This is a genomic window from Vibrio mediterranei, assembly GCF_900088415.1.
GTDB classification, from domain to species: domain Bacteria; phylum Pseudomonadota; class Gammaproteobacteria; order Enterobacterales; family Vibrionaceae; genus Vibrio; species Vibrio mediterranei.
In genome coordinates this window covers 70,893-82,970 of record NZ_FLLQ01000011.1, presented here as the reverse complement: position 1 = coordinate 82,970, position 12,078 = coordinate 70,893, and the positions used below count along the sequence as shown (strand labels likewise).

At 43.4% G+C, this 12,078-nt stretch carries 8 protein-coding genes and 1 pseudogene; 5 read left to right on the top strand and 4 right to left on the bottom strand.

All coding sequences use genetic code 11. From position 1 onward, the window contains the following. Positions 1-433: 433 nt before the first annotated feature. From VME0621_RS22935 to VME0621_RS22925, 3 genes are all read right to left on the bottom strand, one after another. Positions 434-940: a dihydrofolate reductase gene (locus VME0621_RS22935; protein WP_062461702.1), complete on the bottom strand. Its 507-nt coding sequence runs from the start codon at positions 938-940 to the stop codon at positions 434-436. 156 nt (positions 941-1,096) lie between these two features. Then, a complete protein-coding gene (locus VME0621_RS22930; protein WP_062461699.1) occupies positions 1,097-2,305 on the bottom strand; it encodes a Bcr/CflA family multidrug efflux MFS transporter in 1,209 nt (402 codons plus the stop codon). Positions 2,306-2,433: 128 nt separating this feature from the next. Beyond that, positions 2,434-3,126 carry a helix-turn-helix transcriptional regulator gene (locus tag VME0621_RS22925; RefSeq protein WP_062461794.1) on the bottom strand — a complete coding sequence of 231 codons (693 nt, stop codon included), beginning with the start codon at positions 3,124-3,126 and terminating at the stop codon, positions 2,434-2,436. 476 nt (positions 3,127-3,602) lie between these two features. Here VME0621_RS22925 and VME0621_RS22920 point away from each other — a divergent pair, with 476 nt between their 5' ends. Together VME0621_RS22920 and VME0621_RS22915 are read left to right on the top strand one after the other, a co-directional pair. Continuing rightward, a complete protein-coding gene (locus tag VME0621_RS22920) occupies positions 3,603-4,700 on the top strand; it encodes an efflux RND transporter periplasmic adaptor subunit (protein WP_062461696.1) in 1,098 nt (365 codons plus the stop codon). Then, positions 4,700-7,774, top strand: a complete 3,075-nt coding sequence (locus VME0621_RS22915) for an efflux RND transporter permease subunit (RefSeq protein WP_062461694.1) — start codon at positions 4,700-4,702, stop codon at positions 7,772-7,774. Before VME0621_RS22920 ends, VME0621_RS22915 begins: the two co-directional genes overlap by 1 nt. Before the next feature lie 592 nt (positions 7,775-8,366). On the opposite strand, the pseudogene radC reads toward VME0621_RS22915, so the two are convergent. Continuing rightward, a pseudogene (gene radC / locus VME0621_RS22910) lies at positions 8,367-8,888 on the bottom strand (RadC family protein); the annotation flags it as partial. Between the two features lie 210 nt (positions 8,889-9,098). Here radC and coaBC point away from each other — a divergent pair. The 3 genes from coaBC to VME0621_RS22895 all read left to right on the top strand — a co-directional run bounded on the left by coaBC (position 9,099) and on the right by VME0621_RS22895 (position 12,066). Then, positions 9,099-10,301: a bifunctional phosphopantothenoylcysteine decarboxylase/phosphopantothenate--cysteine ligase CoaBC gene (coaBC, locus tag VME0621_RS22905; RefSeq protein WP_062461690.1), complete on the top strand. Its 1,203-nt coding sequence runs from the start codon at positions 9,099-9,101 to the stop codon at positions 10,299-10,301. A 227-nt stretch (positions 10,302-10,528) separates the two neighbouring features. Further along, positions 10,529-11,119 (top strand): nucleoid occlusion factor SlmA, encoded by a 591-nt coding sequence (gene slmA, locus VME0621_RS22900; RefSeq protein WP_006075426.1) that lies wholly within the window; start codon positions 10,529-10,531, stop codon positions 11,117-11,119. A gap of 5 nt (positions 11,120-11,124) precedes the next feature. Next, the gene (locus VME0621_RS22895) at positions 11,125-12,066 is read left to right on the top strand and encodes a Kdo(2)-lipid IV(A) acyltransferase (protein WP_031496960.1); all 942 of its coding nucleotides are present in this window, start codon (positions 11,125-11,127) and stop codon (positions 12,064-12,066) included. Positions 12,067-12,078: the final 12 nt, after the last annotated feature.

Genomic DNA, 12,078 nt, shown 5'->3' with positions numbered 1-12,078 from the left:
GGCTTTTCTTCTGAAAAGCCTGTGCCCGATTTCGCGTTACAAACCCATCACGCAGGCTGCGTCACGCAACTTGCGTGATAACTTACCTGTACCCCAAGAAGTGTTTAGAACGCAAGAAACCATCATGAGATTAATTTGTGCAACAACCTGTTGGACAAACTTTAATACCTAATTTTGCAAGAGGGTCTTGCAAAAATGCGAAACAAGTTGTTTCTTAAAGCGGGTTAGGACCGAAGAAGTTACCGGTGTTTTGGATTACTTCTATAGCTGAGCAGATAACAAGTAAAAAACAATGCAGAGCCTTAATGATTTTCTGTTTTTAAAGCCAGCAGTTGGAATTGCTGGCTCCATAAAATCCATCAACAGACTAATGAATCAGACATAACTTAATCATTAACCTCCATGAGCTTGTTGATAAATAAAAGCAGATGAATCATTTGTCAACTTTATAAGTGATGGTAGAGCCACCTTCCCAGAATACACGATCGACTTCTGTTTTAGCGACATCTCTCCACGAGTCAAACAGAATATCGCCAGGAGTCAACACGTTGTCCGTGTAGACAACAACCATTTCGTCAGCATATGGCAGGAACAGTTCCCAAGTCGTTTTACCACCTGTAACAAGCAGAGTTTCATCACTGTTACTGAATTTCTCAACCAGTTGTTTAAAATCAGTCACAACCTTCGCATTGTTGTTACCCATTAGGTCAAAATCTTCATCCAGAGATAGAACATAGATGTTCATGCCTTCAACTTCACTAGCGTAAAAGGCTGGATAGGTAATGCCTCCGCTTGCGATATGTTCACCGTAGAAAAGTCGGCCCAGTTCTGCTTCAAAGTCTTTACCTTGTGGCCATTTTGCTACCCTGTTTTGCATATCCTGTGGGTCTTTGCAGCCAATCATGTTGCTGTCATCGGTCATAAATACTAATCGGATCATAATAAGTTCCTATATTTGTTGCTTGTAACGTGCTTTATTAAACGTAAAGTTTGTCTGTTATAGCACTATGAAATTAATAACATTGTATGAAGACACTCAATATTCAGATTGAGATTTTCTATTTAAATAAAACAGTTCTATCTTCGGATGATAAAATCATGCTTTTCGTCCTAGAACCCAATAGAACCCTATCGATAGCGTTCCACATGCAGCCATGCTAAAAATCATGGGCCATATTTCATTGTTTGGTAACAAAGCAACCACGGCCCCGACCAGAGCCCCTGTACCAAAACGCATCGTTCCCGCAAGCGAAGTGGCGGTTCCCGCCATAGAGGGGTACCCACTTAGCAAAATAGCCATTGTGTTACTGTTGATGGCAGAGAGTGTACCAATAAACAGTGCGACAAAAATCACCGTACTCCAAAGACCTAAATTAAGTGCCCAAACTAACACCAATCCAATACCTGCTGTAAGCTGAGTCCATAGTCCCAATTTGAGCATAGTGTGAGTGCCCAGTTTTTTTACCAGCCGACCATTAATGGTTGTAATAATGAACATGGCGATAATGTTAAGGCCAACCAAATAGCCAAACTGTTCTGGTTTCACTCCAAATATATCGATATATACAAAGGCCCCAGCGGTCAAGAAGGCGAACATACCTGCAAATGAGAATGCACCTGACCATATTAGCCCCATAGCAGACGGATTTTTAAATAAGTCAATATAGTTACGAACTGTTCTTCCTACGTGTAAAGGTTGGCGATTATCAGTACTTAGTGTTTCAGGAATTCGCCACAGGGTAAGAACGATTCCCACAGTTGCCAAAATAGCCAAAGTCCAAAATATTGAACGCCAGCCAAACCATATTGCCAGGTAGCCCCCTATTGATGGAGAAGTTAATGGTGCTACGGTGATCACCAAAGTGACAAAAGACATAACACGTGCAAAATCTTCCCGTTCAAACATATCCCGGATAATAGCCAGTATGATGACCTGAGCTGCGGCTCCGGCGACTCCCTGAATAAAACGAATATACATCAGTGATTCAATTTCAGTTGCAACAGCACTTAGAGCCGCTGCTATCGCAAAGAAAAGCACACCTGTCAATAATACAGGCCTGCGGCCAAAACTGTCGGCCAATGGCCCGTACAACATCTGACCTATAGCAAAACCAGCCAAATATACAGTCAGCGTTAGCTGCACGTCACTGGCTGTACTTCCCAGATCACTTGCTATATCAGGCATTGCAGAAAGATACATGTTGATTGCCATTGGAGTCAGAGCGCCCAGCAGCCCTAACACAGCAAACATAATAAAACCGAGCTTGGGTTGAGCTGGCACTTCAGAAAGTACGTTCTCCGTCATAATGTCCTCCGGTGTCTTACGGAGTGTGTCTTCACTCCGGCACTTCAATTTAAACAAGCTAAATTATTGTTGAAAAACAATGTCCCATCACAATGGCGTACGCTGCAAGTACAGTGGGATAAATATGCTTAAACCAAATGGCTATTGACGCACAATGAAAGACAATGCGGCAAAGATTTAGACTCTGTCAGACTGAATGCATCTTCAAGAACCGCCAATTGTTCGATTCGATCGAGATGAAAGTGGCGATAATCATCACTCTGTTCGCACCATGCCACTAATGTCCAGTTGTTTCCCCAGAATATCTGCCCTAATGGCTGCAGTACGCGTTCAGTCACAAGGCCATCTTCAGTTATGTACTGCACGGAAACTTTATTTTGCTTATCAATTGCATGCCTTAGTAACTGCCCCCGCTTGGCGATATCAGACGGGATATGATTATCAGCAACGACCATCGGGAAAGACTCGATTTGCTTCTTTACTCTGTCCGGCAACACTGACTGTATTTTGGTTGACGCACTTTGAGCAGCTTTTGCAAGTTCTTCGTCTGACCAAGCTCGAACCATGCGCATACCCAGTTCAAACGCTACCATCTCTTGCTCTGTCAGCATCAAAGGAGGCAGGTGTGAACCAGCTTGTAGCATATAACCTACTCCGGTCTCTCCCTGAATGGGAACACCGGAATTTTGCAGGGACTGTATATCGCGGTAGATAGTCCGCTCACTTACCTCCATTATTTTTGCGAGCTCAGCCGCAGTAACGGCGTAGCGTTTAGAACGCAGTAACGTCAGTAGGCCAAAAAGTCGTTCCGATTTGCTCATACCAAGTTCTATCCACATTAACTTAAGAAATCCCCATTCATTTTAATCTCTTGGTGATCAATAGCTACCGATTTAAAATTGATAAGTGACATCGCTCGCTGGTAGTGTTCATTTGCTTCAATTGTTCAGCAGCAGTCGGAGCCTCTTCCAATTATTGTCAGTACAGATTGTCTGTCCTTTTAATGATTCGTTCACAGTGTCCAACCAAGGAGAGCAACTTCTTTTAGTCATGTCGTTGAGGTCGAAATAATGGTAACGGAGAGGAGTGTCAGTTTCTGTCAGTAGTGAGAGCAAAAACTCCAATGAGTTGATTAATTATTAGTTGCTTACATCTTAACTAATTGATTCAAAACACGCTTTTGCTGGCGTTGTGAACTATTGTCAATTTTGGGAAAAACACACAACGTGCATGTATCATGTTTAGGTTGTTTGCCATACACTTCGGTATAGTTTCCTAGTTAGTAATTGATATTATTATGAATAAAAACTGTGCTGCTTTAGTTGCCCTATTTGCTTCTGTCCTTACTGGCTGTACGGATGACGTACCAGTAAATCATGAAGAGCCACTTCGCCCAGTCAGAGTGACACATCCGGTTGCTGAACTACCGTTAGCCGAGAGCCGCTACGCGGGTACAACAGAATCGTCGGAAAACTTTACATTAAGCTTTCGCATTTCTGGTCAGGTAAGACAAATAGATGCTGTTATCGGTGAAGTTTTGAGTGAAAAAGACCCAATAGCTGCTCTTGATGACAAAGATATGCAATTGAATCTTGAGCAGGCAAAAGCGCAACTTGTCCGTGCGGAGACTAAGGCAGTAACAAGCAAAAGTAACCTGACTAGACTTACTGAATTGTATAAAAAACACGTCGTCTCGAAAAAAGATTTTGAACTCGGTCAGGCCGAAAGCAAAGCGGATATTGCGCGGGTAAAACAAGCTAGAAAAAGCGTGGAGTTGGCGGAACAACAGATTAGTTACACCAAGCTATCATCACCAATAGCAGGTTGTAAGGTGACGCAATCCTATGTCCGGGAAAACGAAAATGTAAGCTCCGGTCAACCTATTGCTGATTTAAGCTGTGGTAGTGCTATTGAAGTCACCGCAACCATACCTGATACGGCGGTAAAGGATTTTAATATTGGCGAAAACGTCAAAGTCGCGCTTAAAGGAAGCATCAATAAAACGGTTCAGGGGAGAGTGACTGAAATAGGGATTACCTCAGATGAAAATGGTCTCTACTTCGTTAAGGTTACTTTGGTAGAGGAGAACCCCGAATTCCAAGAAGGGGTGGCTGCGGAAGTGATTGCATTGAGATCATTGAACGCGCCTGAAGGCCATTACTGGGTGCCGATGAGTGCAGTTAACGAACGACAAGGTGGCAATTATCTCTATGTTTATGAAGAAGCCGATAATAACAATGGTGTTGTTAAACAGTTAGATGTCAATATTGGACGTTTTAGCCATGGATATATAGAAGTTCTCAATGGATTAGGTGGTCAAGAAGTGGTGGTGACGGCTGGAGTGAGTCAAATTTATGATGGACTCAAAGTCACAAAGCTAAGTGAGGCGAAGTAATGGACATCACAGGTCTAGCCATCCGTAAGCAGCGTTTTGTCTCTGTCATTTTGGTGTTTTGCTTGTTTGCTGGGTTATATGGATTTATCAATATCCCACGAGCGCAGGACCCGGGGTTTCCAATTCGAACTGCACAAATTATCACTTCTTTTCCTGGGGCCTCTTCAGAACGAGTTGAGCAATTAGTGACAGACAAGATTGAAACTGCTGTTCAGGAAATGCCTGAACTTGATACGGTATCGAGTCTGTCTAAGTTCGGTGTGTCTATCGTAACCGTTGATATTAAAGACAGTTATAAAGAGCTACGCCCTGTTTGGGATAGTTTGCGCAGGAAAGTTGATGCAGTACAAGCCCAACTACCTAATGGCGCCGGACCTTCCGTCGTAAACGATGAGTTTGGTGATGTCTTTGGTATCGTCTTGTCTGTTACCGCAGAAGGCTACTCCCAAATTGAGCTGCAAGAGATCGCCGAGCAAGCGCAGGATGAACTGCTTCGAATACCCTCCGTAGCTAAAGCCAATTTATATGGTTTGCAGAAAGAAGAAATTGTTATCGAGTATGACAATAGTCGATTGCAGTCTTTACGCATATCCCCTTCATACATCTCTCAGTTTTTGACAGAGAAGAACATTATCCTTTCAGGTGGAAAGTGGAGTAATGGCAAGCAAGATGTCATGATTGAACCAACTGGCGACTTAGATTCCGTTCGAGCGTTACAAAAAACCTATATTCCTATCCCGAATAGTCACGAAGTCGTGCCGCTTGAGAACTTGGCTAAAGTTTATCGTGACTTTAAAGAGCCAACTAGCATGACTAAGACCAATGGCAAAAACAGTATTGCTATTGCTCTGTCGATGATTGAAGGCGGCAATATTATTGAAATGGGAGAGGAAGTAGAGTTATTGATCAAGCAATTCTACCAGATCTACCCTTGGGGAGTGGAATTTGAAGTCGTCGCGTTTCAACCAGAGCTAGTTAACAACACCATTGATGGTTTTATTAGTAGCTTGGGGCAGGCTGTTGTCGTCGTAATTGTTGTTATGTTGCTTAGTCTTGGTATGAAGATAGGCGTCATTGTATCCAGTCTTATTCCTTTTACTATTGCAACCAGTATAGCTGTCATGTATTGGGCTGGCATAGGAATGGATCAGGTGTCGCTAGCTGCTTTGATGATTGCACTTGGAATGTTAGTCGATAACTCTATTGTCATGGCGGAGAACATTCTGGCCAGAAGGAAAAATGGCGAGTCTCCATGGGATGCGAGTGTTAATGCGGCAAAGGAACTAAGAGTTTCATTACTTACTTCTTCACTTACTACATCAGCGGCCTTTTTACCTATCTATCTTGCAGAGTCCACTACGGGGGAATATACCGCGCCACTTTTTACCGTAGTTACAATTACTTTGCTCATTTCATGGCTACTCTCTATTACCATGATCCCGATGTTCTGTTATTTCATTAAAGACATAGGCACTAAAAAGCCGGCAGAGATTAAGAAAGATGAGAAAGGAGTAATGAGCACAATTGAGAGTTATTATCTGGTGTTTCTCTCAAAGATTCTGCGCTATAGGGCGATTTCACTTGTCGTCATTGCGACTTTGTTTATTGCTGCGATTTTTTGCTTTAGGTATGTTCCAGTCATCTTCTTCCCCCCTGCTGAAGATCCAACATTTAAGGTTGAAATTGAGCTCCCAATCTTCGCGCCAATATCAGAAACAGAAAGGGTGGTTGATACATTTGGTGAGCACCTTAACAGTCTGACAGAAAAAGGGGATAATCCTAAAGGACTTAAAAATTGGTCGGTGTTTATTGGTAACGGTGGTCCTCGATATGTTCTATCTCATTCATCTAAACCAGCCAGCCCAAACTACGCGATGTTTATTATTAACACTGATGATAGTGAGGCCGTAGATGGCGTGATGAACGATATTGAGCATTATCTGTTCACTCGATTTCCTGACGTAAGCTACAAGGCCCAAAAACTTCAAAATGGAGCTGCAATCAGTAACCCGATAGAAGTTCGTATTCTGGGTAAGGACACTCAGACATTGATGGAGATAGCAGAACAGGTTAAATCTGAGCTTAATGGGACGGATGGTGTCAAAGGTGTGACCGATGATTGGGGGCTTCGAAGCACTAAGTTTATCGTCAATATTGATGAAGCCGAAGCACTTCGGCATGGAGTATCAAATACCGATGTCGCGCTTAGTTTACAAGCCGCAACCAGTGGTTTAACGGTATCAGAATATCGTGAAGGTGAAGATATCATTCCTATTGTGATGAGAGCTAGCACCCGAGTTCAAAATAGTATTGAAAGGCCGACCAGTACCAACATTATTTCGGCTGACAATAGGTCGCTGCCTCTGGCAGAAATCGTTGATACCCAAATTGCTTGGGTACCTTCACTTATCCCAAGGCGTGATCGACTAAAAGCGGTTACGGTAGCGGCTGGTCTGGAGTCTGGTGTTACACCTATAGAAGTTAACCGACAATTGGTGCCATTTTTAGAAAATATCTCAAAAAGCTGGCCTGTTGGTTATCGTTGGGAACTTGGTGGAGTAGCGCAAAGCTCTGGTGAGGCCAACAAGTCTATTCTTGAGAAACTGCCTATTGGCTTTGGCATAATATTGTTTCTACTTGTTGGTCAGTTCAATTCTATTCGCAAAGCATCCATTATTTTATTGACCATACCATTAGGTCTGATAGGGGTATGTATAGGATTGAATTTAACAGGCTCTTACCTTGGTTTTATGACCATACTAGGCGTGATATCTCTTGCTGGAATCGTCATTAACAATGCTATTGTCTTGATAGACCGTATCGACTTCGAGCAATCTGCAAATGGCCTCAGTGCTTATGAAGCGATCATTGAAGCAGCAAAACGAAGAATGATACCTATATTGCTGACGACAGTTACAACCATCGTCGGTATGATCCCGTTGTGGTTCGGAGGAGGGGTTATGTGGGAGCCAATGGCAATTGCAATTATCTTTGGGCTACTAGTGTCTACCATTTTAACCTTGGGTGTAGTGCCACTCTTGTACTCAATATTTTTTAAGGTAAAAACACAATAATGAATCGTCAATATTAGAGCTAGAAGTATTTCTGCCTAGCGTTTGGTGAACGTAGGCAGAAATGCTAAATAAATCAAATGATGCTATCGAAAACTCTAATTGAGTGTAGTGTCTATCAGTGAAATATGGGTAGTAAATGTAATATGTAGCTCCATTCAAAGCCAACAACTTCCAATAGGTGTGTTTGCGATTTATTTTTGCGCTGATTCTATCCATATTATTCAAGGGAAATCGGTTCAAAGTCGGAGAGCTATTTTATAGAGTTATTTTGACTGTTAACACTAGCACGTTTTTGTCCAAAGGTGTGCTGACAGGGCACGTAACTCGAAATTGAGGATGGTCAATTCATTGTCCACGTGTGGATAACGATGGACAATAAGCGGTGTTTTTCGTCAACAAAATTTGCTTTCACGGGTCTCATTACTCGCGTTACCAACTAGCCATATTTGACACCACACAACCTGAAGTGCTTTTGAGTCGCGTTTGTCACCGTTGACAGAAACTAACTTGGGGAGGGTTGTTTGAAAGTGGCTTCACTGCTGGGGTGCTACGCACACACCCACCTTTGTCACCAAAATTATTACCCGACAAGATTATGAGCAAGGATTAAAGCCGCCGCATTATGATGCAGAGCGCGCTTTACCACTTCCCTAGGATAAACAGACGCAGCATCTATCGTACCTTCAAACATTATTTCATCGGCAATGACACGATTCTGGTTGTCTAAGAACAGAACATAGAAAGCTTCTCTATGCCTATCTCGCAGCACACTCATTAAATAGTGTTTAGTCTGCTCTGGACTATTTAAACTATCTCCTCGCTGTATGGTCTCACATAAATAGCGCTGGCTCATTTCCAACACAGCTTGCAACTGAACGTATTTTGCCAGCCCCAACCCCTTACGTTGACAAAATGCCTCCTGACTAGCAGTAAACAGAGATCTTAAGGAACCGAAATCTGACAACAAAGCATCTGCCAGTTGCACGACATTCATGCCTTTTGTTCCAGTACGCAGAAAAATGGCAAGCAGCTCAGCATCACTCAGAGCATGACTGCCTCTATTTAGCAGCTTCTCTCGAGGTAATGATTCACTAGGGAGATGTTTTAGAACCATGATGGATAGTTAAAGTAGAACTTAGGTCTCTGCTTTATTACTTAGTTAGCATTAAATAGACAGGTGGCAACAAGTAAGCTGCGAATCAATACTCGTTAGTATGTAACTGCGCGGTTTATCAAACAGCAGTTTTGCAGGTAAGCCCCTTGAAAGTGGCGGGACATCAACGCATTTGCTATCTTAGCCGCAGAAAAATTTAAGGAGCTGGTTATGCAAACATTAGCTGGAAAGAAAATACTATTGGGCATTAGCGGTGGTATCGCAGCCTACAAATGTGCAGAGCTAACGCGTCGACTCATCGAGCGCGGCGCAGAAGTGCAAGTCGTCATGACGAAAGCGGCCAAAGAGTTCATTACCCCTCTCACCATGCAAGCCGTCTCCGGCAGACCAGTCTCCGATAGTTTACTCGACCCTGCTGCCGAAGCTTCCATGGGTCATATTGAATTAGCTAAGTGGGCTGACCTTGTTCTTCTAGCCCCAGCAACTGCCGACCTTATTGCTAGAATGTCAGCGGGTATGGGAAATGACTTACTGTCAACGCTGGTTCTGGCTACCGATGCTCCTGTTGCCGTATCACCGGCAATGAATCAACAAATGTACCTTAACGTAGCAACCCAAGAAAACATCGCCACACTCGCACGTCGAGAAATGATGATCTGGGGACCTGCCGCTGGTGAACAAGCCTGTGGTGACGTTGGCCCAGGACGCATGCTTGAACCAATGCAATTGGTCGAGAAATGTGAGCAGTTCTTTGGTCCTAAGACATTGTCAGGCAAGTCGGTTGTGATCACCGCAGGCCCAACTCGTGAGGCTATCGACCCTGTCCGTTATATTTCTAACCACAGCTCTGGAAAAATGGGCTTCGCTTTGGCTCAAGCAGCACAGCAGCTCGGTGCTGAGGTTACGTTGATTTCAGGTCCAGTTTCTCTCCAAACGCCAAATGGAGTAAAGCGCATTAACGTTGTCAGTGCCGAAGAGATGCATCAAGCGGCTATAGCCAATGCCACCCATCACGATATTTTCATTGGCTGCGCTGCTGTAGCCGACTATCGCCCTGTCGATATTGCCGCTCAAAAAATCAAGAAAACTGCAGATAACGATGATATGCATATCACTATGGTGAAGAATCCTGACATCATTGCCTCAGTGGCATCGTTATCGGCGTCACGTCCTTTTACTGTAGGCTTTGCCGCTGAAACACAAAATGTCGAGGCGTACGCCTTAGATAAGCTACAACGTAAGAATCTGGATATGATTTGTGCAAATGATGTATCTATCGCTGGTCAAGGCTTTAACAGTGACTCAAATGCGATTACCGTATATTGGCAAGGCGGTAGCAAGTCATTAGGCAGCGCAATGAAAACTGAGTTAAGTCACGCCATTTTGGAAGCTATCTCAGAGCAGCTAGCATAAATCTAATGAGACAAGGTGGCACAGGCTGTTTGTGTTACTCATAGGCAAACTGCTTATCACAGAGTGCCTTTCCGTTAATGTACTCTCCAAAACAGAGATTGTTACACAGTTCAACCATTTACCACGTTGAACTGTGTAGTTATAAGCCGCTTAGGTACACTAACAGATCTACTTATGGGCGATATCGTGCTGAAATTGGCATGCAGTAATCAAAAGGAAAAGGATTTATGTCCGCTACGAAAAAGTCGAATAGAAAAGAGGAAATCCTTCAAGCACTCGCTCAAATGCTTGAGTCTAATGAAGGAACATCTCGCATCACCACCGCAAAGCTTGCCAAGCAAGTTGGGGTGTCTGAAGCAGCCCTCTATCGTCATTTTCCCAGCAAAGCCCGTATGTTCGAAGGGCTTATCGAGTTTATTGAAGAATCTTTAATGTCTCGAATTAACCGCATTCTCGATGAAGAAAAAGACACTCTGACACGTATTCGTCTGGTGCTTCAATTGATTCTCGTTTTCTCCGAACGCAACCCAGGATTAAGTCGCATTCTTTCTGGTCATGCTCTAATGTTTGAGAATGAACGATTACGCGACCGAATTAATCAGCTTTATGAAAGAATTGAGACATCTTTACGTCAAATCCTTCGTGAGCGCAAAATTCGCGAAGGTAAAAGCTTCCCCGTTGATGATAAAATCCTAGCAGCACAACTGCTTGGTCAAGTTGAAGGTAGCTTAAACCGCTTTGTTCGCTCTGACTTTAAATACACGCCAACGTCCACGTTTGATGAATACTGGGCGTTACTCAAACTACAATTGCAGTAAACCGAATGAAAACAGATAAAAAGCCAGACTTTACCTTGTCGTTACTTCATCCTAAATATTGGGGAGTATGGTTCGGGTTTGGTCTACTGGCGCTGATTGTAAATTTGCTTCCTTATTCACTCCTCTTCAAGTTAGGCCGAGGTTTGGGCAAATTTGGGATGCGCTATGGCAAGAAAAGAGCGAAAGTCGCTCGGCGAAACCTTGAGCTCGCTTTTCCTGAGATGAATGAGCAAGAGCTTGATCGTTTTGTTGAAGAGAACTTTAAAAACTCCGGTATGGCTCTGATTGAAACAGGAATTACTTGGTTTTGGCCAACATGGCGCTTCAAGCGTATTTTGGTTGCAAAAGATATCAGTGCGCTTGAAAAGCATGAAGCTGAAGGTAAAGGTGTACTGCTGTGTTGTGTACATGCGTTAAATCTCGAAATTACCGCTCGAGCTTTCGCAGTATTAGGGCTTCCTGGTTACGGAGCTTATCGTCCTCACAGTAACCCTGCGTATGAGTTCATTCAATACCGTGGAAGAACACGTAATGGTAATAAACTGATCTATCGAACTGACCTGAAGTCGATGATCCGCGTTATGCGTCAAGGCCATCGTTTGTTCTATTTACCTGATCAGGATTATGGTCACAATAAGTCAGTGTTTGTTCCACTATTTGCGGTCAAAGACGCCTGCACAACAACAGGAACCAGTATTCTAGCTTACACCAGTAAGTGTGCCATTGTTCCTGGGTCAGGGTTTAGAACTAGCGAAGGCAAATATGAAATCATCGCGGCTGAATCCATAGAAGGCGACTACCCTAAGAAAGATGAGACTGCCGCAGCCGCTTACATGAATAAGTATGTTGAGCAAATTATCCTACGTGCGCCAGAGCAATGGTTGTGGATGCACAAACGGTTCAAATCGCTGCCAGATAAAACTCTTACAGACTCAAGGTATCAATAAGCTCAAAGGTAA